The organism is Tateyamaria omphalii, assembly GCF_014651375.1.
In the GTDB taxonomy this organism is placed as follows: Bacteria; Pseudomonadota; Alphaproteobacteria; order Rhodobacterales; family Rhodobacteraceae; genus Tateyamaria; species Tateyamaria omphalii.
This window is the reverse complement of sequence record NZ_BMWT01000004.1, coordinates 88651-110679: the sequence shown is the minus strand read 5'-3', so window position 1 is coordinate 110679 and position 22029 is coordinate 88651. Positions and strand designations below refer to the sequence as shown.

At 59.3% G+C, this 22029-nt stretch carries 21 protein-coding genes and 2 riboswitches; of the genes, 7 read left to right on the top strand and 14 right to left on the bottom strand.

Annotation, left to right across the window (positions count from 1 at the left end):
- Nucleotides 1–328: 328 nt before the first annotated feature.
- From IE087_RS14590 to ettA, 4 genes are all read right to left on the bottom strand, one after another.
- On the bottom strand, nt 329–637 hold the full coding sequence (locus IE087_RS14590) for a hypothetical protein (RefSeq protein WP_189370102.1): 309 nt from the start codon (nt 635–637) through the stop codon (nt 329–331).
- Nucleotides 638–896: 259 nt separating this feature from the next.
- Nucleotides 897–1325, bottom strand: a complete 429-nt coding sequence (gene cutA / locus IE087_RS14585; RefSeq protein WP_189370101.1) for a divalent-cation tolerance protein CutA — start codon at nt 1323–1325, stop codon at nt 897–899.
- Entirely contained in the window at nt 1322–1900 is a 579-nt protein-coding gene (locus tag IE087_RS14580; protein WP_229801396.1) for a DUF4145 domain-containing protein, read from the bottom strand. Before IE087_RS14580 ends, cutA begins: the two co-directional genes overlap by 4 nt.
- Before the next feature lie 432 nt (nt 1901–2332).
- The gene (gene ettA / locus IE087_RS14575; protein WP_189370100.1) at nt 2333–3988 is read right to left on the bottom strand and encodes an energy-dependent translational throttle protein EttA; all 1656 of its coding nucleotides are present in this window, start codon (nt 3986–3988) and stop codon (nt 2333–2335) included.
- Nucleotides 3989–4133: 145 nt separating this feature from the next.
- Between ettA and IE087_RS14570 the strand changes: the two genes are divergently transcribed.
- The 4 genes from IE087_RS14570 (at nt 4134) to dacB (ending at nt 8105) form a co-directional block, all read left to right on the top strand.
- The gene (locus IE087_RS14570) at nt 4134–5429 is read left to right on the top strand and encodes an alpha/beta hydrolase (protein WP_189370099.1); all 1296 of its coding nucleotides are present in this window, start codon (nt 4134–4136) and stop codon (nt 5427–5429) included.
- A complete protein-coding gene (locus tag IE087_RS14565; RefSeq protein WP_229801395.1) occupies nt 5426–5896 on the top strand; it encodes an MOSC domain-containing protein in 471 nt (156 codons plus the stop codon). Before IE087_RS14570 ends, IE087_RS14565 begins: the two co-directional genes overlap by 4 nt.
- Nucleotides 5897–5971: 75 nt before the next feature.
- A complete protein-coding gene (locus IE087_RS14560; RefSeq protein ID WP_189370438.1) occupies nt 5972–6568 on the top strand; it encodes a nicotinate-nucleotide adenylyltransferase in 597 nt (198 codons plus the stop codon).
- 46 nt (nt 6569–6614) lie between these two features.
- Nucleotides 6615–8105 (top strand): D-alanyl-D-alanine carboxypeptidase/D-alanyl-D-alanine endopeptidase, encoded by a 1491-nt coding sequence (gene dacB, locus IE087_RS14555; RefSeq protein WP_189370098.1) that lies wholly within the window; start codon nt 6615–6617, stop codon nt 8103–8105.
- 117 nt (nt 8106–8222) lie between these two features.
- On the opposite strand, the gene IE087_RS14550 is transcribed toward dacB, so the two are convergent.
- The 4 genes from IE087_RS14550 to IE087_RS14535 form a co-directional block, all read right to left on the bottom strand.
- Nucleotides 8223–9455 carry a D-amino acid dehydrogenase gene (locus tag IE087_RS14550; RefSeq protein WP_189370097.1) on the bottom strand — a complete coding sequence of 411 codons (1233 nt, stop codon included), beginning with the start codon at nt 9453–9455 and terminating at the stop codon, nt 8223–8225.
- A gap of 54 nt (nt 9456–9509) precedes the next feature.
- Nucleotides 9510–9616, bottom strand: a riboswitch (glycine riboswitch).
- A gap of 18 nt (nt 9617–9634) precedes the next feature.
- A riboswitch (glycine riboswitch) is annotated at nt 9635–9722 on the bottom strand.
- A 146-nt stretch (nt 9723–9868) separates the two neighbouring features.
- Nucleotides 9869–10054: a hypothetical protein gene (locus tag IE087_RS14545; protein WP_189370096.1), complete on the bottom strand. Its 186-nt coding sequence runs from the start codon at nt 10052–10054 to the stop codon at nt 9869–9871.
- A 170-nt stretch (nt 10055–10224) separates the two neighbouring features.
- A complete protein-coding gene (locus IE087_RS14540) occupies nt 10225–11472 on the bottom strand; it encodes a helix-turn-helix domain-containing protein (RefSeq protein WP_189370095.1) in 1248 nt (415 codons plus the stop codon).
- 195 nt (nt 11473–11667) lie between these two features.
- Nucleotides 11668–12678 carry a serine hydrolase domain-containing protein gene (locus IE087_RS14535; protein ID WP_189370094.1) on the bottom strand — a complete coding sequence of 337 codons (1011 nt, stop codon included), beginning with the start codon at nt 12676–12678 and terminating at the stop codon, nt 11668–11670.
- Nucleotides 12679–12977: 299 nt separating this feature from the next.
- Between IE087_RS14535 and IE087_RS14530 the strand changes: the two genes are divergently transcribed.
- Together IE087_RS14530 and IE087_RS14525 are read left to right on the top strand one after the other, a co-directional pair.
- Nucleotides 12978–14363 carry a hypothetical protein gene (locus IE087_RS14530; protein WP_189370093.1) on the top strand — a complete coding sequence of 462 codons (1386 nt, stop codon included), beginning with the start codon at nt 12978–12980 and terminating at the stop codon, nt 14361–14363.
- Between the two features lie 213 nt (nt 14364–14576).
- Entirely contained in the window at nt 14577–16559 is a 1983-nt protein-coding gene (locus tag IE087_RS14525; RefSeq protein WP_189370092.1) for a DEAD/DEAH box helicase, read from the top strand.
- 90 nt (nt 16560–16649) lie between these two features.
- Here IE087_RS14525 and IE087_RS14520 read toward each other — a convergent pair whose 3' ends face one another.
- Nucleotides 16650–17072, bottom strand: coding sequence for a tellurite resistance TerB family protein (locus IE087_RS14520; protein WP_189370091.1), 423 nt, complete (start codon nt 17070–17072; stop codon nt 16650–16652).
- A 144-nt stretch (nt 17073–17216) separates the two neighbouring features.
- Between IE087_RS14520 and IE087_RS14515 the strand changes: the two genes are divergently transcribed.
- Nucleotides 17217–18794 (top strand): lysine--tRNA ligase, encoded by a 1578-nt coding sequence (locus IE087_RS14515; protein ID WP_189370437.1) that lies wholly within the window; start codon nt 17217–17219, stop codon nt 18792–18794.
- A gap of 99 nt (nt 18795–18893) precedes the next feature.
- On the opposite strand, the gene IE087_RS14510 is transcribed toward IE087_RS14515, so the two are convergent.
- The 5 genes from IE087_RS14510 to IE087_RS14490 are packed head-to-tail and all read right to left on the bottom strand — an operon-like array spanning nt 18894 to nt 21999.
- On the bottom strand, nt 18894–19043 hold the full coding sequence (locus tag IE087_RS14510; protein ID WP_189370090.1) for a hypothetical protein: 150 nt from the start codon (nt 19041–19043) through the stop codon (nt 18894–18896).
- A gap of 25 nt (nt 19044–19068) precedes the next feature.
- On the bottom strand, nt 19069–19992 hold the full coding sequence (locus tag IE087_RS14505; RefSeq protein ID WP_189370089.1) for an OmpA family protein: 924 nt from the start codon (nt 19990–19992) through the stop codon (nt 19069–19071).
- A gap of 2 nt (nt 19993–19994) precedes the next feature.
- Nucleotides 19995–20561: a peroxidase-related enzyme gene (locus tag IE087_RS14500; RefSeq protein ID WP_189370088.1), complete on the bottom strand. Its 567-nt coding sequence runs from the start codon at nt 20559–20561 to the stop codon at nt 19995–19997.
- On the bottom strand, nt 20558–21280 hold the full coding sequence (locus IE087_RS14495) for a GNAT family N-acetyltransferase (RefSeq protein WP_189370087.1): 723 nt from the start codon (nt 21278–21280) through the stop codon (nt 20558–20560). Before IE087_RS14495 ends, IE087_RS14500 begins: the two co-directional genes overlap by 4 nt.
- Nucleotides 21277–21999 carry a competence/damage-inducible protein A gene (locus IE087_RS14490; protein WP_189370086.1) on the bottom strand — a complete coding sequence of 241 codons (723 nt, stop codon included), beginning with the start codon at nt 21997–21999 and terminating at the stop codon, nt 21277–21279. Before IE087_RS14490 ends, IE087_RS14495 begins: the two co-directional genes overlap by 4 nt.
- Nucleotides 22000–22029: the final 30 nt, after the last annotated feature.

Genomic DNA, 22029 nt, shown 5'->3' with positions numbered 1-22029 from the left:
GCCCAGCGTGCCCAATGCTGCGGGCCGCACAAAAGCAGGTTTTCGCCGTACCTCAACACAAGTGCATGCCACACCGATGCCCTTATCACCTCAAGCCATTGCGAGACATGGAGCGAGAGACCAACCACAAAACGAAACCGCAGACCCGTCGCAGGACGTTCAACACCCCACGGACATAGATCACTCGCTCCGGCACGAGACGGTGAAGAGTATCGGCGGATTGCATTGAAAAAACGGGGATGAAGGGGGGGCGACAACAAGAAGACTCCGCGCCTGCAGAGCTACGACAACTCGCTGCCGCGTCTCCAAATCCACATCCTCGCCGAACTCAACAATCCTTTGACGCTTGCCCGCGTGCCAGTTCCGTCCTGTCGGGATATGTGGCAAAGGGCACCCGGCTTTCTTTCTGCGACAGGATATGCCCGGATATCTGGGCAAAACACGCACAATCCACGTCGTAAGAGTTGCTTTCGCAATAAGCCAACTCCTGCCCGACGGTCTCCTCGTACTCTTCCTGACTGACACCGGACCCTACCGAGGTCGCACCACTCGTGAGAGGAGGAAACAAAGAAACGCCGAAGGCCAGCAACAGAAGTATACCGACGACAGCGACGTATCTGAGGTAGTCGTAGACCATTGCATCCCCCTTTCCACTCCAAACTTTCACGAGTAAATGTTAACGAATGATATGAAATCCAGACCCAGTTTATTTAGGATTTGTTGGATTTCACGCTGGCTGGATAGTCTTAGGCGATGGCCTCGTTTTTTGTTCCAAGCGAAGCGAGGTTCGCGGTTCAGGAATTTCAGTTGGTTACAGCGGCGAAGTAACCACGTTATTGGGAATCGCGCGTCCGGGAACCGGAAGGCCTTTTGCACGCTTGCCGTGCCGGCGCGCCTTACATCGAACGAGTAACGGCGTGGACCCATGCCAGATAGTCAGCATTGGCAGTGGCTTCGATCCGGATGATCGGCGGGACGTCATAGGGGTGGAGGGCGCGCACAGCGTCCTCGACCTGCTGGGCGAGGTCGGCACGGGTTTTCAGAAGCAGCGGATGCTCTTGCTCGCGCTGGATGCCACCGTCCCAGACATAAGCGCTCTGGATCGGAGCGTAGCGATTGGCGCAGGCGATGAGCTGCTGATCGAGCAGCGCGTCCGTGATCGCGTCTGCCGTATCGATGGAGGGGCAATTCACCCAGATGTCGATGATGTGCATGACGGGATGGTCGGTTACGCCAGTATTCAGATCAACAGGTAAATTGTGCCTTGCGGAAACGCCCCGCGTTTTCGCCGCCCCGACCGCCCCCATGGGCGGGGGCTGAGTCATTGCTGCTCTCGTTTTTCGGACACTTCAGGGTTTGGTGATTCTTTCAAGGCTTGCTTTTCTTCCGCTGTAACTCTCAATGCAGCAAACTTGGATTGTCGCTTTTCACGTGCCACATACCACTCTTCAAAGAGTATTTCGATCAAATCGATCAGTATCTGTGCCTCTTCTGGCTCAACTGGTATTATAACGTCGATGTCCTTTTCCATGTGAGCGCCGATGTTGCCGAGGCTCCTGACATGATGAAGGCTTTCGATACTATCTTCAGAGACTCCTTTTGGTGCGTCGCCTGAATTTAATAATTCACTTAATTTCTCAATTTCCTTGTAAAGGCTTGGTGCTTTCACTCCGGTGAAGTCACGAACCATGCCCTGCAAACACCTTCTAGCTAGCGTGGCTGACGCTTTTGGGCTCAAGTCTCGAATTCGACATGCTTCCAAGTAATCTTCGCGAATTGGTTGTGGAATGAAATGGGGCTGAGGTTTGGCTGAGCTTTCAGGTATCAACCGCCGTGTCAACAACGGCGCTTCCCTCATAAAATGAAGGTTGCCGAGGCTGTCTTTACCTGCCTTTTTCACATGCACTATGATAGTCGGCTGCAGACAATTAGGATTAGCACAGCAAACTGCTGTGCCATGCAATCCTAGATGTCCCAACGCCGACTTCGACATGTGGAACAGAATTGTTCCAGAGTCTTGATCATTTGAAGTCACTGTTTGTGGTCTATTGCAGTGTGGACAGTCGAAGTTGAAGCTCGCCATTGTGTTACCGCTCAGGATGCTGATGTTTAGTTGGCTCGAAGCCGACAAAACATCGTATCCAAGTAATATGCATTCTTTGTTCAACTGTGAAACGCAGAAATACAAATGCATCAAAACTCAAAGGTTCGTAGTGCCTCCTTGTAGCGCGAACTCGTCAACTAGAACCGAGTGCCGCTACGCGCGTTTGCTACGCAAACACTCTTTCGCGCACGCCTTGAACCCAAACGTAAACCAAAATTGTTCGTCCGCTTAGCGGACAAACTTTTTGTGCTTGAGCCTCTTGGGTTCAAGGGCATCCGGCCCCAACCGGCGCTTTTTGTCTTCCTCGTAGTCCTCGAAGTTCCCTTCGAACCACTCCACATGTGCATCCCCCTCAAAGGCAAGGATGTGCGTGCAAATCCGGTCGAGGAAGAAACGATCGTGCGAGATCACAACGGCACAGCCCGCAAAATCCACCAAAGCGTCTTCCAGTGCCCGCAGAGTCTCCACGTCCAGATCGTTGGTCGGTTCGTCGAGCAGCAGGACGTTGCCGCCCTCTTTCAACAGTCGAGCCATGTGCACGCGGTTGCGCTCACCACCTGACAGCAGCGACACCTTCTTTTGCTGGTCGCCGCCCTTGAAGTTGAACGACGAGCAATAGGCGCGGGAGTTGACCTGCGCGTCGCCCAGCTCGATGATCTCAGCCCCGCCGGAGATGGCCTCCCACACTGTGTCATTCGCTGCGAGATCATCGCGTGATTGGTCGACATAGGACAATTGCACCGTGTCGCCCAACTCAATCGTCCCAGCATCAGGCGTTTCCTGCCCGGTCAGCATCTTGAACAGGGTCGACTTGCCCGCGCCGTTGGGGCCGATGACCCCCACGATGCCGCCGGGTGGCAGAGAGAAGTCGAGCCCCTCGACCAGCAGCTTGTCACCCATGGCCTTGGTCAGCCCCTCAACATCAATCACTTTCGACCCAAGGCGTTGGCCGTTCGGGATGACGATCTGGGCGCGCGTCAGCTTCTCGCGCTCCGACTGCTCGGCCATCTCGTTATAGGCGTTGATCCGGGCCTTGGACTTGGCCTGCCGGGCCTTCGCGCCCTGCCGCATCCACTCCAGTTCGCGCTCCAGCGTCTTCTGGCGGCTCTTGTCCTCGCGCGCTTCCTGCTCAAGCCGCTTGGCCTTCTGCTCCAGCCACGCGGAATAGTTGCCTTCATAGGGAATACCGCGGCCACGGTCGAGTTCCAGAATCCAGCCGGTGATGTCGTCCAGGAAATAGCGGTCGTGGGTGACGATCAGGATGGTACCCTTGTAGTCGATCAGGTGCTGTTGCAGCCACGCGATGGTCTCGGCATCCAGGTGGTTGGTGGGTTCGTCGAGCAGCAGCATGTCGGGCGCCTCGAGGAGCAGCTTGCAGAGGGCAACGCGACGTGCCTCCCCCCCCGAAAGCGTCGTCACATCGGCATCGTCAGGCGGGCAGCGCAGCGCCTCCATCGACACATCAATCTGGCTGTCGAGATCCCACAGGTTCTCTGCATCGATCTGGTCCTGCAGGGCCGCCATCTCGTCCGCCGTCTCGTCGGAATAGTTCATGGCGAGTTCGTTGTAGCGGTCCAAAACGGCCTTTTTCTCGGACACACCAAGCATCACGTTTTCGCGCACGGACAGGGCCGGATCCAACTGCGGCTCCTGCGGCAGATAACCAACCTTCGCACCCTCGGCGGCCCAGGCCTCACCGGTGAAATCCTTGTCCATCCCCGCCATGATCTTCATCAGCGTGGACTTACCGGCACCGTTCACGCCCACAACGCCGATCTTCACGCCGGGCAGGAAGTTCAGGTGGATGTTCTCAAAGCATTTCTTACCGCCGGGATAGGTCTTGGACACACCCGACATGTGGTAGACATATTGATAGGCAGCCATTGCATTCTCCCGGAAAAATCTCTGGTGGATCGTCTACCCGCCACACAGAAAAAGGGCAATGCACCGCCGCATCGGGAATTGTCATTTGGTGAAGCCAACCGACCTATGTTAGCGGTGACAGGCGAAACCTACGGAAGTGTCTGACATGCGGCGGTTTATCCTGCTTGTGACCTGCTGGGTGCTGGGCGGCTGTGCTGTCGGTATCAGCCTTGCACCACCGCCAAACCTGTATCGAAGCGGGCTGAACTACCCTGATGATCTGGTCCCCGCGGTTTGGCGGACGGCCGAGCCCAAGATTTTCTACATGACCGACCGCGCGCTGGATGGAACGACCTATGGATCGGACCGGTCGGATTCGATGGCGTTTGGAGCTGCAACGGTCAAGTTCGGGCGCGATCTGGACTGGGAAGAGTTGCTGGACCGGACGCGCAGCGACTCTGATCAGAATATTTCCAGCCTGTGGGTGCCCGATTTCGAAGAAATTGTGCGGTTCGAAGCCACCCCGCTGCCTTATGCGCGATCAGACGGGGCGCTAAGGCACCTGCAGGACGCGGTCGATACCTATGATGCACAAGCCGCGCGGTTTCAGGCCGTGATCGCGGATGAGATTGCCCAAACCGGCAACCGTAGTCTTTTGGTCTATGTTCACGGCTTCAACAACAACTTCGAGGATAGCCTGACCACGTTGGCAAACCTGTGGCATTTTGCAGGGCGCGAGTCCGTGCCTGTGTCATTCACCTGGCCTGCGGGAAACGGGATTGGACCGCTTGGGTATTTCCGCGACCGAGATGCCGGTGTGTTTTCAGTCCACCACACCAAGGAATTCCTGCGTATGCTGGCCGAGATGCCTGAGGTGGACAGCATCGACATTATTGCCCACTCCCGCGGCACGGACGTGGTGACCACGGCCTTGCGCGAGTTGATGATCGAAGCGCGCGGCGCGGGCATCCATCCCAAAACCATGCTCAAAACCGGGACATTCATCATGGCTGCCCCGGATCTTGATGTCGATATCGTCCGCCAACGCCTTCAGGCCGAGCGCTTTTCAGAGGCGTTTGAACAGATCAACCTCTACATCAACCCCAATGACGGCGCTTTGCGTCTGTCGGCCTTTCTGACCCAGTCGACGCGCCTCGGCGCATTGAAAGGCGAAGACTTTATTGATGGCGAGCTTGAACTGCTTCAGAAGGAAGGGTTGGTGCATTTCATCCGGGTCGAAAACGTGCGAGGCGGTTTTGGCCATGCCTATTTTCGGGACAATCCGGCGGTGTTGTCGGACGTTGTGCTGGCCTTGCGCACGCGGGCCTTTCCCGGGGGCACGTTGCGCCCGCTCGAGCAGGATGAGGATGGCATCTGGGTGCTGCATCCGAACTATCCGCTTGAACGGCTGCCGGACCTTGTTGGTCTCGAAGCCCGCCGGGAACGCAGCGAAGAACGGTGAGCGAGCTTCACGACATGATCTCACGCTGGGCGCAGCCCGGCACGGTGACGTGGATCGGTGTGCGTCCGGCGCGGGCGGCAGACATACAGGTCGTGGACTGGGCCGAGATTTTGGACAGCGGGTTGAGCGGCGATCGGGGACGCGCAGGCAAACGAGCGGTCACATTGGTGCAAGCCGAACACTTGCCTGCCATCACCTCTTACCTGGGACGTGACCAGATTGATCCAGGTTTGCTGCGTCGCAATATCGTGGTGCGTGGCCTCAACCTTGCAGGTCTCAAGGGACGGGAGGTGCAAGTCGGCACAGCCGTGCTGCGCTTTACCACCATATGTGCGCCTTGCAGCCGCATGGAACGGGTGTTGGGCCACGGTGGGTATGCTGCGATGCGCGCGCATGGCGGATGGTGCGCCGAGGTGGTTAAACCCGGCACGGTTGCTCTGGGCAATCACGTGCGGCCAATTGATTGACAAGACGCGGCGTTTCGCGTCCGGTCCTTGGCAATTATCAAGACGGACCTGTACGTGACCCACCCCGCTTTCCCCATGGCCAAACCGGGCCAGATCATTGGCCTTTTGGGCGGCTCTTTTGACCCGGCACATGATGGGCATGCCCACATTACCCGTGAAGCGATGAAGCGCTTTGGACTGGATCGCGTGTGGTGGCTGGTGTCCCCGGGCAATCCGCTCAAATCGCAAGGCCCTGCCCCCCTTCCCAAGCGGTTGGCGCATGCGCGGCAGGTCATGCAACACCCGCGTGTCACCGTGACCGATATCGAAGCGCATCTGGGTACGCGTTACACTGCGCAAACGCTTGCAGCGCTGCGGCAACGATATCGGGGTACGCGGTTTGTCTGGCTGATGGGAGCGGACAACCTGGCTCAGTTTCACCTGTGGCAGGATTGGACGTGGATCATGGAGAATGTGCCAGTGGGTGTTTTGGCACGACCGGGAGATCGGATTTCTGCCCGCATGAGCCCTGCCGCACGGCTTTATCGATCTCGCCGCATCTCAGGGCGTGCCAGCCAGCTTCTGGGTCGCTCGGATGCGCCGGCGTGGTGTTTCGTGAATGTCGCAATGACAGCGCAATCGTCCACGGCGATCCGGGCACAAGGCAAGTGGGCGCCGCCTTCGGATTTGTGATCTTTGCCTGCTTGTTTGCCGGACAAAGCTGCGGTTACATGCGCCCATGTTGCGCACGATTTCGAGACGTTTATTTCTTTCAGCTCTGGCCAGCTCCACGGCCTCGGCCGCCCTTGCCGCCCCTCCGACAGCCTCTTTGCGACCGCAGGCGCGTGGCGGCAATCACTTCAAGAAGGCCATTGCCGATCCACAGGACATCATCGCCAAGGCCAAGCTGGGCGGGCGCGTCTGCTATGCGGTGGCCGACGCCCGGACAGGAACAAAGCTGGAGGGCGGCAACGCCAAGGTGGGCGCACCTCCCGCATCAGTGGCCAAGGCAGTAACCGCGCTCTATGCGTTGGGTGTCCTCGGACACGCCCATCGGTTTAGCACGCGGGTTGTTGCAACTGGCGGCGTGTCGGGCGGCGTGGTCCAGGGCGACCTTGTGTTGGTGGGCGGCGGTGATCCGACCCTTGATACCAATGCATTGGCTGGACTGGCTGCGGCGCTCAAAGCCAAAGGTATCCTCGGGGTACAAGGCGATTTCAAAGTCGCCGACGGCCTGTTCCCAACGGTTCCGACAATCGACAAAGAGCAACCCGATCATGTCGGCTACAGCCCGGCGCTTTCGGGCATCGCCCTGAACTTCAACCGCGTGCATTTCGAATGGAAGCGGCAGGGAAGTGCGTACAACGTCACGATGGATGCGCGGTCGGATCGATACCGCCCGGATGTGGCCATTGCCCGGATGCAGGTGAGCGAACGACGCGCGCCGGTCTATACCTATTCCGATGGCGGACGCACCGACAATTGGAGCGTCGCGCGCGGGGCCCTTGGCAATGGCGGTGCCCGCTGGCTGCCTGTGCGCAAACCTGCGCTTTATGCGGGGGATGTGTTCCAGACGCTCGCGCGATCACAAGGTGTGGTTCTGAAGAACCCCAAGGTGGTCAGCCGTATCCCCCAAGGAACGACACTGGCGACGCATCAGAGCGAAGACCTGCGCACGATCCTGCGCGACATGCTGCGTTTTTCAACGAACGTCACAGCGGAAATGGTGGGGATGGCGGCGACGGTCAAACGCAGTGGTCGGCCGTCATCGCTGCGCGCGTCTGCCTCCGAAATGAACCGCTGGGCGAATGCCGCCCTTGGAACCGCAAAGATGCGATTGGTGGATCATTCCGGTCTTGGCGGCGACAGCGAGATGACGGCAGATGACATGGTCACGGCCTTGGTCAAGGCGCGGCAGAACAACATCCTGCGCCCTATCCTCAAGGCGATCCCCATGCTTGATGAACAGCGCCGCGCGATCAAGAACCACCCGATCGAGGTGCATGCCAAGACAGGCACGTTGAACTTCGTGTCAGGGTTGGCGGGTTACATGACGGCGCGGGACGGGACCGAAATGGCCTTTGCCATCTTCGCCGCAGACGAGGCGACCCGTGCCCGCATCCCCCGCGCCAACCGTGAACGACCGCAGGGCGCACGCAGCTGGAACCGCCGGGCCAAGGCCATGCAGCAGCAACTGATCGAACGCTGGGGCGCGGTCTATGGCAGCTAGGCGGAGGACACCTCCGCCTTACAGTTTTTTCAACACATCATGCGGCTGTTGCGGGGCGCAGTAAGCTGCGCCTTACATGTCGCACCCTGTAAGGCGGATCTTGATCCGCCCCGCACGTCAGGCCGCGTTCTTCATCCGGTTCGTATCAATGATGTCCGCCATCGCCTGTGCTGTGGCCGCCGACAGGGTCCAACCCAGATGCCCGTGCCCGGTGTTGTAGTAGACCCCCGGTTTGGCCCCCGGCCCGACCTTCGGCATCATCGATGGCAGCATGGGGCGCAGCCCCGCCCACGGCACGCAATGCTCGGTCGACACATCGGGAAAGAACGCCTCGCACCATTCGCGTAACGGCCGGATACGATCATCGCGGATGTCCAGATTGTGGCCGTTGAACTCGGCCGTGCCGGCAATGCGGAACCGCCCCCGGCCCAGGCGCGAGGTCACGATCTTGGCTTCGTCATCCAGCAGGCTGACCCACGGGGCCGCAGCCTGGCTTTCGGCATCATCCAGATTGACGGTGATGGAATAGCCTTTGACCGGATAGATGTTCACACGGTCGCCCAGTTGGGCCGCAATGGCACGGCTGCCAACGCCCGCGCAGACCACTATACCGTCAAATTGCTGCGTCTCTGTTGTCCCCGCATGATCCCAGGTCAGGCGAACGCCCGTACCGATGTGCTCAATGTCGGTCACCTTGCACTTGTAATGGAAGGATGTGCCCATCTGTGCACACCGGTCGCTCAACGCACGGGCATATCGGTGAATGTCGCCGGTGAAATCGCTCTCGGTGTAAAAGCCGCCAATCGTGTCGGCCTTCAGGGCAGGTTCCAAACGCTGCACCTCGTCCGCTGACACTTCCCTCCGCTCCAGCCCTGCCTTTTGCAACAATGCGTTCACCCGACGGGCATGATCGAACTCGGACTGCTGGCGGTACACATGAAGGATTCCGCGCCGCTCCATGTCGAAATCAGCGCCCACTTCGCGGGCAAACTCCAGCAGATGTTCCCGTGCGGCAATGGCCAAGCGCGCTGTCTCAACCGTGTTGCGTTCGTAATCAGGGATGTTGCCCATGAATTCCGCCATCCAAGACAGCTTGTGCCAACTGGGTGTCGGGTTCACCAGCAGGGGCGCATCGGATTTCAGCATCCATTTCAACCCCTTGAAGATAGTGCCCCAGCGGGTCCAGACCTCGGCATTGCTGGCCGAAAGCTGACCGCCATTGGCAAAGGATGTCTCCATCGCGGCATAGCGGTTGCGGTCAAACACGCTGACGTCATAGCCGCGGCGGGCCAAGGCATAGGCAGTTGTAATACCGGTGATACCGGCGCCGATCACAGCAATACGGGTCATGGGGATCCTCCCAGTGCACGCAGATTTGGACGCATCCGGCACCGTGCCGGGCAAGCGTCCCCATCTGTCGCGAGACCTGAGAGCTTCACGGACCAACAGGGCCGCTTTCTCCTTCGGTGGGCCGGGCGCGTGACGTCCGACCACTCTCCAGATCGTCACATATGCCACTGAATGGCGGCGCGGCCGGCACGGTTCGTGGTGCCTGAGAGTTTCCGGGGCGTTGCTCCTTCGGCGGCAGCCTGCGCTGCGCTCTCCCATGTCGGCCTCTGCGACTGAGGCGCATATAGGACACCAAAATGAATCGTGCAAAGGAATTGTCATCGCGCCGCATCGATGGCGCGATGACATGCTGTACAGATCGCGATGGCTAACCTTCAGCTCAGGTATCGCCGGCTTGCGCGCACTGGTTCATCCTACCAATTGCCCGAAACGCTGGTGGCGAGGGCCTGGTTTTCTGCGGCCACACGCTGCTGAACGGCTGCGCATGCCTGCAGGTTTCCATCGAGGCATGCCGCATCCAACTGCTCGCGCGCCGCAATTTCTGCCGGCGACTCGCAGGCACTCAAACCAAGTGCGGCAAGAAATAGATATCGTTTCATGTCTGTTACTCTCTCGTTCATGTCATGCCTCACCACTTCAGGGGCCAAGCACGGCATGTTGCGCTTGGCCCCTTGCACGAGGTGAGGGTGCTTCGGGGTAACCGTTTCCGGTTTCTTGAGCCGTGAGTGGCGAAGTTGCTGAGGATGTCTCCCGATCAGTCTTGATGAGATCAGGTATCGAGCAGCCGCCCTGATGCGTCGTCCATCTCAGCAGGGACGGACAGTGTTTTGCGATAGCTTGTCGGTGTTTGGCCCGTGACGCGCTTGAACGCATTGTAAAACGACGAACGCGCGTTGAACCCCACTTCGTAGGTGATCGCCAGAACGGTGTCATCTGTCGTAGACAACAAAGCCTGAGCCTCAGCGATGCGGTACCCGTTCACAAAGTCAAAAAAGCTCTCTCCAATGACCTCACTCAGCGTCTGCGTGACATAGTTTGGCGACGCCCCCACATGGCGCGCCAAAGCCCAAAGTGACAGGTTCGGATCGCGGTGCAGATGATCCTGTTCCATTGCAGCGCGCAGTTTGCGCGCGATCCGGGACGACATCTCGGCACTCAGCGCTGACTTTTCATATTTCGGGCCGCTTTCATCGGGCGAGGCAGGGTTGCCTGTGCCTGGCGACCCGTCATCCCCGATCGTGGGTATCAACGGCGGTTGCTGCCTCAGCCCCCAAAGGGTCATCGACGCAACCAATGTCAGGCTGGCCAATCCCGCAATGACAATAAAGGTGGGCGACATCTCGCTTGCATCAGGGTCCAGCGCAAAAAAGAGAAAAAGAAGCGATTGGATCGTCCAATAGAGCCAACCCAACGCGCCGATCACATAGATCCAACGCAGTTCGTGTTCCTCGGTGCTAGCGTAGTAATCGCGCAGCACCAGACGATACCGCATCATACGGCGCACAATCAGGAACAAGTAGATAGCCATTTGTGGATACACTGCCACCTGGACCAAGATCAGGATCACGGCCACCGGAAGAACCAAGGCAAGCATCCAACCGGACACGGGTGCTGGATTATCCTCAATGAAAAATGCCACCATCTCTGGCGGCAACACCACGACAATCAAACCAACCAAAGCAGCCAGAGCAGCCAATGCAAAGTGGCGATGCAGACGGGGCGGGCACCGCTGAGTCTCGGATGTCAACGCGCAGACGTAGCTCCAGAACAACGGTGCAAGGCACAGCCCACTGGTCACCCACAGAAACGACATGAGCAGTTGAAATCTGTCCCTCGGCATCTCCGACATCAGGCGATCGAAGGCATCCGGGACATTGGCCACCGCAACCGCCACCAGAAAAGCCGCAAAACTCCTGTGCACGTTTCGGTGTTTTTTCTGCAAAAGAGAAAATGCAACGCCAAACAACGCGATGGCAATGGTGGCCGTGGAAACCATTTCTATGAACATCTGATCCATCCCGCACCCTGTCTCAAAACGGGTGCGGAGGCCAGTGTGTGAACCTGTCCTTGGCAGCAAAATCTGTCCGTCCCTGTCGAAAAGGACAGTCACAGCGCAAACGCGTGGAACCCGGGTTCACATCATGCCGCGCGACGCATGGTGTGCCGATCACACCGGACAGACATTTGTGGGGACGGGCGGTGCCAAGCATAGTCAGTCCGCAATCAGCGCTTCCGACATACGCCCGACGGCTCCATTTCGGTTGGTGACCGCGGCCTTGATCCGTCCGGTGCGCAGGTCCGCGGCCATGGTGGAATCGAACCCGAAATTGCGACCATCATGGAAAATGCTAGCATCCTCACCGACAAATACGCCCAGCGCAGATTGTCCGCTGACCGGCGTCACCATGCGGCGCGCGAGTCCCGAAGGCAGGATCGCATTGCATTCATCACGCAGGGAACATGTGATGGCCCCCAGAACCTTGACGAGATCAATAGCCGTCGCCCAAAGGCCCGCAGCAGCGCTTTCGGGATGCCGCATGAACCCACCCGGTACCGGTTGACCATCTTCAAACGATCCATGAGCAAACGCGGCATCCGGCGTTATCGCGAACGTTGCGCGGCCAGCGCCGATCGGCTCCAACACCTCAAACAGTGTGTAGTTTGCAAATCCGATTCCCGTCACGTCCTCGATCAGAGCCTGCAAGACAGTCGTGCCCCCTCCGCTGTATCTGAACCGGCGAAACAGCCGCTGTCGTGTCCGCACAGCCGCGGAATTGGCTGGGGCACGGCCCGACAGGATGTCCATCAGGTCGGGGATGTCTTCATCCGGCCCATATCCTGCAAATCCATGAACTGTCGTTCCCGCAGTATGGGACATCAAATCCGCGGCAGTTGCAGTTTCACCCCGAGGTCCCGCCAGCTGCCAGCGCTCAAGATATCTGTTAACCGGCAGATCAAGGTCGATACGTCCATCTCGGACCAGTGTCATAACGGCCAACGCAGTCACGGTTTTGGCACAGGAAGCAACCTGAAACAGCGTGTCGTTGTCCACGGGTGCTTGTGATGTTGCCATGCCGCCGTAACCCGTTGTCAAACGCCCACCATTTATGTCCGCAATCTGGTAACCGGGAACGCTGCGCGCCGGCTGTTGCTCACGCGATAGGCCGCAAGCGGGCGCTGCCATCGCCGCCAAACCTGTATTGGTGAAAGTACGGCGGGTCATTTTCGAAAGTGTTGTGAGGGCCAAAGGTCGTGTCCAATCGTCGGTTTGAATACAGCCCAGTTGGCCATTCGTATCTTGGATGTCGCCCCGCTCAGCAGGGAAGGACACTGCATTCGCCCAAGCACCCGACATGAACATGCGACAGACCCGCCAGCACAAGGTGACCCGCGCCGACGACGCCCATTGATCTACTTTTACAAAGAAAAATCAACTTCAGGTTGACAGACGAGCCGCCGGTGTGATCCATCCTTGTACGGTGCCGTTTCCAGGCACCTTTGGTAACAAGTTCTGAGGTTTACATGTCAACCATCACAATCACCCTTACTGACGAGTCCGGTCTCACAGCGCCAACAGGTGCTGTTTATGTTGCGGGCTGGATCAATGGCGGCAGCACAGGGTTCAAGGTGCTCGGCAGCGATGGCACTTTCGGTCCGCTCGCGTCCGGCGCTACAACGCTGTCTTTCTACGAGGTTTCCAGTATCGCTTCGGTTGTGCTGAACGAAAGCACCAACGGCAATGATCGGCTGCTGTTCACAGCTTGCCCAACGGCACCGGCCGCACTGAACCTGATCGACAACAATGGTGTGTACGATGACGTCCTTATGTACACGCAATACCCGTACCTTCCGGCCCCCGGCGTTGCCCCCGAAGGCCCTTATGATGTCTTCGAGTTTGGAATGAATGCCGCCTTTGACCTGTCAGCGGTCAATGGCTTTGGGCTGAACCTGCGCTTCTCCGTCCCTGCAAATGGCGGCAATCCGGCACAAAGCTATGGCGTACAAAGCGGCGTCACAAGACAACAGGTCGGACAGGCGTTCACCGCGTTTCTGGCCAATCAAACCGGTATTCCCGGCGCCGCATCATTTTCTGATCTGCTGTATGATGGCCCCATGCCAAACAGCACGTACACACCGCCCATGGTAGACAACCAGTTCTTTGCCATCGCCGATCCCAACGACTTTCTGGCCGCCAGCACCGGGAACTATGCGAATACAACCACCAGCGGGTTGCAGAGCTATTGGACCCAAACCCTTCAGGCCTTCTTTACCGAGGGCAACAAACTGGCCATCAGCATTCCTGTCGCAAGCGCCCCCCACAACGTTTACTCGGGCTATTGCATCACGCACACCAACCCGAACACGGGCACCGACATGCTGGCCTACAAATTGACCAACTCCGCCGGTGACAAAACCTACTATTTCTACAACCCCTTGGGTGCTGACCCGGTCAACAACCCCAACGACTTGCAAGGCGCGCAATACGTGTTCCAACAGGCCTTCACCGACACGTTGACACCCGGCATCGTTGGCGAAAGCGAAGCAATGCTGGTCCAGGATACCATTTGGGAAGCCATCTGCCGCGGAGTGGTGCTGGACGGCACATTCTCCGACGATTTCCTTCCGGAAGACCCGGAATACAGCACCACATTCTGGAATGATCCATCAAGGTGGTACGGCAGCTCTGCCCCCAGCCACCTCTATGCAAAATTCCTGCATTGCAGCGACGTCAATGGCGACGACTACCGGACGAAAGGCACGGATCCGATCATGCTGGGCGGTGCGGCATACGGATTTTCCATGGATGAAACCCCGATCGGTGCCTATTCCGGTGGGCAGGTGCCCTCGAAAACCACGTACAATATCGGGTCGGGCACGGTCGCAGTGACCGTCGGCGCGTGGACCTAGGAACCACAAGACGTTTCTAAATCACCCCCGGCCCCGCGACTTGGGCCGGGGGTATGCGACACCGGCGCACACGGCCAATCCGCTACAATCGGGGTTGTCCGTCTATACAATGCATCGGACACCCGATAAGGGGCGGTCTTTACCCTTGGCAGATACAGGGGCTGCAATTCCGCAGCCGCCGCATTGCCGGGCCGAGATACAGAAAAAACCGCCGTGAAACACACCATCGCCGACGCGCTTGCCCGCAAGGGCTACGACACGCTTACACCGGTCCAACAGGCCGTCACGCAACTCGAACTGGCGGGGCGCGATCTGCTGGTGTCAGCGCAGACCGGGTCGGGCAAAACCATCGGGTTTGGCCTTGCCATTGCCCCCCAACTGCTGGGAACAGAAGACACCTTTGGCCCTTCCGGTGCGCCATTGGCGCTGGTGATCGCCCCGACAAGGGAACTTGCGTTGCAGGTGAAACGGGAACTGGGTTGGCTCTATGCGGATGCAGGTGCGTTCCTCACCTCTTGCGTTGGCGGCATGGATATGAGGGACGAACGTCGGGCACTGGCCCGGGGTGCGCATATCGTTGTGGCAACACCCGGACGGTTGCGCGATCATATCATGCGCGGCTCGATCGATCTTTCGGCGATCCGCGCCGTGGTGCTCGACGAAGCAGATGAAATGCTGGATCTCGGTTTTCGCGAGGATCTGGAATTCATTCTGGACGAAACCCCGGCAGAGCGCCAAACCCTGCTGTTTTCCGCCACCGTTCCGCGCGCAATTGCCAATCTCGCCACGCGGTATCAGCGGGATGCGGAACGGATCAGCACGGTGGGTGAGCGGACCCAGCATGCCGACATCGAATACCGCGCCATGATGGTGGCACCGCGGGACGGCGAGAACGCGATCATCAACGTGTTGCGCTATTACGAAGCGCCGAACGCAATCGTTTTTTGCAACACGCGTGCCATGGTCGCACGGTTGACGGCGCGACTGTCCAACCGTGGATTCCCGGTTGTTGCCCTGTCGGGAGAACTGAGCCAGGGCGAACGTTCAAACGCCTTGCAGGCGATGCGAGATGGGCGCGCCCGCGTATGCGTCGCCACCGATGTCGCCGCGCGCGGGATCGATTTGCCAAATCTCGATCTGGTGATCCACGCAGAATTGCCAAAAACCCACGAAACCCTTCTGCACCGCTCGGGCCGCACCGGGCGCGCAGGCCGCAAAGGGGTCAGCGCGCTGATCGTGGTGCCATCGTCGCGCAAGAAGGCGGAGCGGATCCTGAAGCTTGCGAAGTTGACCGCAGAATGGGTCGGTGCCCCATCTGCTGAAGACGTGACAGAGCGCGATACGACTCGCATGTTTGCAAGCGATGACTGGCAAACCGAGATCGTCGACAGCGAACGCGCATCGGTCGATCAACTTGTTGCACAATTTACGCCCGAGCAGATCGCCGCCGCGTATCTGCGCCAATACAAAACCCGCCATTCCGCACCGGAAGAGTTGGGAATGGTAAACGCCGAAGCGCCGAAACCCCGCGCTGCTTTTGGACCAAGCGTCTGGTTCTCGATCTCTGAAGGGCGCAATCAGAATGCATCGCCGCGCCATTTGCTGCCCATGTTGTGCAAGGCAGGCGACATCACGAAGGATGACATCGGCGCAATCCGACTTGCCGATGACGTATCCTATGTCGAGATTCGCGACACCAGCGCTGCAGGTTTCTTGGCGGCCATCGGTCCCGAGATGAAGATTGAAGGAACCAAGGAGGTTGTACGTCTCGACAAAGCGCCGGACCTGCCCGCCTTTGAACGGCCCAAATCCAACCGTTCCTTCAAAAACAAACCATCCAAAAACAGCGCCGCGCCAATAGATTGGAATGATGCCCCCGCCCCGCGTCGTCGCAAGCCCAAGCCAGAAGATCGCAAAACCGCAAAACCGGCCAACAGGCAGTCCAAGGTCGACGGCCCAGACACTTCCGTGCACGGACCGGCGCGCCGTCGCGGCCCCGATGCATCAGCCGACAAAGGTTCAGCGGAAACTGGCAAGAAGACCCGCAAAGACAGCGGTTTCAAACCGCGCAGTGGCACTCCCAAAGGCCCACCTCCTCCGAAGGGGAAACCCAGCAGCAAGAAAAACCGTGCACGGGCGGCGGCAGCAAAATCCGCCAGAGGTGGAAATGCCGTGCCAAAACGCCGAGCGAAATAGGCAGCACATACGCTGCTCGGAACCATTGCTGTCCGCCGCATTGATGCCGGGACCGGGATGCCCAAATGGCGGGATGTCTTGGGGACGGGACTACAGCGTCAAATGCCGAGCACGTGCACCACGCTCAATGGCGGCGGCATGCAGGCGGTCGATGTTCAGCTCGTACCGCATCTCTTCCAGTAGACGCAGCTCTGCCTCATCCAAAGTTCCATCGGCAGCAGCGACGTCACAGGCAAGGGCATAGGCCGTTTCGAACAAGCGATCCGGCAACGCCTCCCGCACAAGGCCAAAGAGGGCATCAAGCCCGTCTTCCTGTTCAAACAGGTCAAACACCATCTGCGCCATGCGGTTCAACCGGTCGAGGTCGTAGCCCGCAAACACAGGCAGGTTGTTCACGGCCGTGTTGATCTTGACCAGTTCGGCGGTGCGAATGTCTTCATCCGACGCGGACACGGCGATCATCATGGCGACCAGTGCATCCTGCGCCGTGAGGGAGAGTTGTGAAGCGGCCATGATCTGGTGTCCTTTCTTGGTGCTTTGTCCCTCAATATTGACGGCTGGGGCGGCCCGCAATAGGTAGCGGCGGGATTGTCCCTGCGGGGACAGTCAGCCAGGGCCGCGCATAGGGCGCAGGCCCGCCACATGGGATCATATGAGATGTCGAGTTTCCGTGACGCCGCGATGAGCAGCAAAGCCTGGCCGTTCGAAGAGGCGCGCCGCTTGCTCAAACGCTATGAAAAGGCGCCGCCGGAAAAGGGATACGTGCTGTTCGAGACCGGCTATGGCCCCTCGGGCCTGCCCCATATCGGCACCTTTGGCGAGGTGGCCCGCACCACGATGGTGCGTCGCGCCTTCGAGGCGATCTCGGACATCCCGACCAAGCTGATCTGTTTCTCGGACGATCTTGACGGGATGCGCAAGGTGCCGGGCAACGTGCCGAACCCGGAGGTGCTGGAACAGCATCTGCAGCGCCCGCTGACAGATGTGCCGGACCCCTTTGGAACGCATGAAAGCTTTGGCCATCACAACAACGCCATGCTGCGCCGGTTTCTGGATACGTTCGGGTTCGACTACGAATTCTATTCGGCCCGCGAGTTCTATGCCTCGGGCCAGTTTGACGAAATCCTGCTGCGCTGTGCTGAGAAATACGATGATCTGATGAAGATCATGCTGAAGTCGCTACGCGAAGAACGTGCGGCCAGCTACTCCATTTTCCTGCCGCTGCATCCGGAAAGCCGCCGGGTTATGTATGTGCCGATGAAGCATGTGGACGCGGTGAACGGTACGGTCACCTTTGACGACGAGACCGGCAAGGAGTGGACCCTGCCCGTTACAGGCGGCAACGTAAAACTGCAGTGGAAGCCGGACTTCGGCGCACGCTGGGCGGCCTTGGGCGTCGATTTCGAGATGTATGGCAAGGAACACGCCACCAACGAAAAGATCTATGATGCGATCTGTCGGACCTTGGGTGCGCGCCCGCCGAACCACTTCAGCTATGAACTGTTCCTGGACGATCAGGGGCAGAAGATCTCGAAGTCGTCGGGCAACGGGGTCAGCATCGACGAGTGGTTGACCTATGCCTCGACCGAGTCGCTGTCGTACTTCATGTACCAGAAGCCCAAGACGGCAAAGCGCATGTTCTTTGATGTCATCCCCAAGGCTGTCGATGAATATCACCAGCAATTGCGCGCTTACCCGGGACAGGACGACAAGGGCAAGGCGGCCAACCCAGTATGGCACATCCATTCCGGCAACGTGCCGGAAAGCGATATGGTCGTGCCCTTTGCCATGCTGCTGAACCTCGCATCCGTCAGCCAGGCCGAGGACAAGGACAAGCTGTGGGGCTTCATCCGCCGCTATGCGCCCGAGACTGGCCCCGAGACGCATCCCGGCATGGACAAGGCCGTCGGGCACGCGGTGCGCTACTACAATGACTTCGTGAAACCGGCCAAGGTTTATCGCCTGCCGACCGACCAAGAGCGCGAGGCGCTGGAAGCGCTAAAGGCCGAATTGGAAAACTATGACGGGCCGATCGAAGACGAGGCATTGCAGTCGGTTGTCTATGCTGTCGGCCGCGACAGGTTCGACCCGCTGAGGGGATGGTTCACAGCACTTTACGAAGTGCTTTTGGGTGCGTCTCAGGGGCCGCGATTTGGTGGTTTCATTGCCCTTTACGGCGTGCAGGAAACCATTGCACTGATCGAAAAAGGGCTTGCCGGAGAGCTGGTGGGTTGATTTGTCCCCGCGGGGACAAGCTGTTCGATCAGATCATTGAAAATTAACAGAAGTATGAAAGCCAAGCGGGATCAACCGCTTGGTCCACGCACGCTGGATTCAGCCGATCTTAACCGTCGGAAACGCATGCTGCTGCCCGAGAGCGGGCGGCGCTGTTTCTCGCGCCTTGGCCGCAATCTCGGGGACTTTCAAATCGCCATGTTTGAAAAGGATGTCCAGAACCGCACGCATCTGAACGGTCAGGCCCATCCCAGCGCATCCGTTGGGTCGAAGCCTAGTTTGACGTTTCTTCCAAGACGATGACTTCCACACGTCTGTTCGCTTCGCGGCCCTGCGCCGTCAGGTTGCTTGCCACGGGCGACAAGTAGCCCATACCCCCGGATTCGATCCGGTTCGGCGAGACGTCATAGCGTTCAACCAACCGGTTCCGCACAGCATTGGCACGCGCGCGGGACACAGCGATGTTCGCCTCAAGCCCACCCACCGAATCCGTGTGACCGACGATTGCAATCCGCAGGTTGGGACGGTTTTCCATGAGCTGGGCGATTTGTTCGAGTTCGGGCGCCGGACCCTCACCAAGGTTCGTGGTGCCCGTCGCAAAATCAAGGCTGCGCAGAATGGCCGACCCCGATGCAAGCAGCGATTGCCCCAGATCGGTGGTCGATGTTGTGGGAACATCCGCAGTTGGGGATGGGGTTGATGGTATAGCCGTTTCTTGCGCGCCGACCTGCACCACCTGGAGGTAGCCCGCGTCGGGGGCGGTGCTGGTCAGCACCCAGATTGCGTCACCGGTGTCCGGATGCCGCGTGCTGAGAAAATGGTAGGCCCGCACATTCACATACATGTTCGGGGCAGGCAGCACGTCGATGGCAAAGCGGAAGTCAAAGCCGCCGCACGCGTCGGCGTCGCAGTCGAGCAAGGTGTCGTACCCCGCATCTGCAAGCTGCGCGCGCAGAGGAGCCAGGATTTGCAGAGGCGTCAGGCCGGGAGATGGAATGCGGTAGCTGCGCCGCTGCACGGGCCCATCAATGCGCTCTGCCGCCACCTGCCCATCTTCATAGGGTCCGGTGGCAACAGACACGCGATCGAGCACGCTGTCGCGTGCCGCCGTCTGGCGGGCGTTCGAGGGCAATTCCAGTTGCAGGGCCAGTGCTGGTCCTGCAAGCGCGCATCCAACAGCAGTGAGCCAGCCCCGCATCGTCAACGCGCCTGTGCGTGGTATTCAGGGTTGGGCATCATGGCCGTGGCGCTGGCGACCCGGTTCGACATGTTGAAAAACGCAGCCACATTGATCAGGTCCCAGATGTCGCGGTCGGTCAGGCCATGGTCTCGCAGAGCTTGCCGGTCATCTTCCTCGACTTGGGCAGAGGCGAGCGTGACCTTCTCGGCAAAGATCAGCATCGCCCTTTGGCGCGGTGTCACATCCGCCACGCGCCAGTTCATCACCAGTTGCTCGCCCAATTCCGGGTTTCCTGACAGTTGGCGCACCGCAGCCCCATGGGCCGTCAGGCAGTAGTAGCAGCGGTTCGTGGCGCTGACGACGACGGCCACCATCTCGCGCTCCAGCTTGCTCAGCCCGCTATCGGCCAGCATCAGGTCGTTGTAGAGCGCGGTAAAGGCGTTCAGCTTGTCGATATCAAACGCATGCGCTTTCAGCACGTTCGGGACCATGCCCAGCTTGTCCATGCACACATCGAAATACTTTTGCGTGGCCTCGGGCAGTGGATCGACCATGGGAAGGTCGAGGGCGGTGGGCTGGTCTGTCATGTGGTCTCCGGCGCTGTGCGGTAATGATAGCCACAGACCTGTCGGAACCCCAACCCCCGATAAAGCGCATTGGCGGGACCATTCGCCGCTGTGGTCAGCACAGCGATCTGATCTGCGCCGTTTTCCGCCGCCCAGAACGCCGCGCGCCGCATGATCCATTGCGCGACGCCCTGTCGGCGCTGGTGGGCCAGCACTTCGACCGCGTGCACCATGGCGATGCCATCGTGGATTGCGGCAAAGGCGGTGCCTGCTGGCTTGTCCTTGTGCCGGGCGAGGATGGCCGTTTTCACCTTGGCCCGGTGCATCACGGCAAGGCGCGCAGGTCCGATGCCCCCTGCGGCCCAGATATCTTCCATGATTGCCAGAGGTTCCCAGATGGAGAAGGCGGTGACGCGCGGGATCGGGATGTCGGTCAGCGTCGCAACGGGTGCAATGTAGCCGTTCGTGGGGTCAACAATGGTGTAGCCTTGGGCGTCGAGCAGGTGATCAAGCGCGTCTTCGCCCTGTCGGACCATAAAAAGCGGTGTCTGCCCGATGTCCCGCATCGCCGCCTCTGCGGCGCCAAGGTCTGAAACCAGCGCCGCCCCCTCAGCCGTTGCCGCCGAAACCCGTTTTCCACCGCCTTGCCCGTCGCGGATGGCCCACGGGCCGACGCGTGTGACCTTTGCTGCAGGCCATGTGCCATCTATGGCAGCGTAAAACGCAGCCCCGTCAGTCATGCCGGAAAGTGATCCGACAACGCGCTGAGCGCCGCGTCCACTTCGGCCCCATCCGTACCGCGAATGACAACATTGGCCCCAAAGCGCCCGTTCTGGATGAACGGGTATGAGCCGATGCTGAGATCAGGGTGGGCTGCGGCCAATTCACCCAAGGGACCCGCGATATCACCCTCGCCCCGCTCGATCCGCAGGGTTTTCGAGATGAGTGGCGCGCCACCCGTCAAGGTCGGCAGGACAGAGGCGACCATTGCCTGAAACACCGATGGCACACCCGCCATGACGTGAACGTTCTGGATCGTGAAACCTGGCGCGGCCGAGACCGGATTGTCGATCAGGGCAGCCCCATCCGGGATGCGTGCCATGCGCAGGCGCGCGGCATTCAATTCAGTCCCGGATTTTGCATAGTGTTCGGCCAGAATGGCACGGGCGTCATCACGTATGTCGATATGCGTGTCAAAAGCCGCCGCGATGCAGTCAGCCGTGATGTCATCATGGGTGGGGCCGATGCCCCCCGAGGTGAAAACGGTGTCGTATGCGTCTGACAAAGCACGGACGGCTGCAACAATCGCATGCTTGTCATCACTGACAACGCGCACCTCTTTCAGGTCGATGCCGTGTTCGGTCAGTTGGCCCGCAAGATGGTGCATGTTGGCATCGCGGGTGCGGCCCGAGAGAATCTCGTCTCCGATCACCAGCATGGCGGCGGTGGGGTTCGGCATCTTGTGCTTCCTTCTTGCCCCGTCTTGTTG

Excerpts from the sequence above, each read along its gene's own strand:
- IE087_RS14590 (WP_189370102.1), bottom strand. The coding sequence starts at position 637 with ATGGTCTACGACTACCTCAGATACGTCGCTGTCGTCGGTATACTTCTG.
- cutA (WP_189370101.1), bottom strand. The coding sequence starts at position 1,325 with ATGACTCAGCCCCCGCCCATGGGGGCGGTCGGGGCGGCGAAAACGCGG.
- ettA (WP_189370100.1), bottom strand. The coding sequence starts at position 3,988 with ATGGCTGCCTATCAATATGTCTACCACATGTCGGGTGTGTCCAAGACC.
- IE087_RS14570 (WP_189370099.1), top strand. The coding sequence starts at position 4,134 with ATGCGGCGGTTTATCCTGCTTGTGACCTGCTGGGTGCTGGGCGGCTGT.
- IE087_RS14560 (WP_189370438.1), top strand. The coding sequence starts at position 5,972 with ATGGCCAAACCGGGCCAGATCATTGGCCTTTTGGGCGGCTCTTTTGAC.
- dacB (WP_189370098.1), top strand. The coding sequence starts at position 6,615 with ATGTTGCGCACGATTTCGAGACGTTTATTTCTTTCAGCTCTGGCCAGC.
- IE087_RS14550 (WP_189370097.1), bottom strand. The coding sequence starts at position 9,455 with ATGACCCGTATTGCTGTGATCGGCGCCGGTATCACCGGTATTACAACT.
- IE087_RS14545 (WP_189370096.1), bottom strand. The coding sequence starts at position 10,054 with ATGAAACGATATCTATTTCTTGCCGCACTTGGTTTGAGTGCCTGCGAG.
- IE087_RS14540 (WP_189370095.1), bottom strand. The coding sequence starts at position 11,472 with ATGGATCAGATGTTCATAGAAATGGTTTCCACGGCCACCATTGCCATC.
- IE087_RS14535 (WP_189370094.1), bottom strand. The coding sequence starts at position 12,678 with ATGACCCGCCGTACTTTCACCAATACAGGTTTGGCGGCGATGGCAGCG.
- IE087_RS14530 (WP_189370093.1), top strand. The coding sequence starts at position 12,978 with ATGTCAACCATCACAATCACCCTTACTGACGAGTCCGGTCTCACAGCG.
- IE087_RS14520 (WP_189370091.1), bottom strand. The coding sequence starts at position 17,072 with ATGGCCGCTTCACAACTCTCCCTCACGGCGCAGGATGCACTGGTCGCC.
- IE087_RS14515 (WP_189370437.1), top strand. The coding sequence starts at position 17,217 with ATGTCGAGTTTCCGTGACGCCGCGATGAGCAGCAAAGCCTGGCCGTTC.
- IE087_RS14510 (WP_189370090.1), bottom strand. The coding sequence starts at position 19,043 with ATGGGCCTGACCGTTCAGATGCGTGCGGTTCTGGACATCCTTTTCAAA.
- IE087_RS14505 (WP_189370089.1), bottom strand. The coding sequence starts at position 19,992 with ATGCGGGGCTGGCTCACTGCTGTTGGATGCGCGCTTGCAGGACCAGCA.
- IE087_RS14500 (WP_189370088.1), bottom strand. The coding sequence starts at position 20,561 with ATGACAGACCAGCCCACCGCCCTCGACCTTCCCATGGTCGATCCACTG.
- IE087_RS14495 (WP_189370087.1), bottom strand. The coding sequence starts at position 21,280 with ATGACTGACGGGGCTGCGTTTTACGCTGCCATAGATGGCACATGGCCT.
- IE087_RS14490 (WP_189370086.1), bottom strand. The coding sequence starts at position 21,999 with ATGCCGAACCCCACCGCCGCCATGCTGGTGATCGGAGACGAGATTCTC.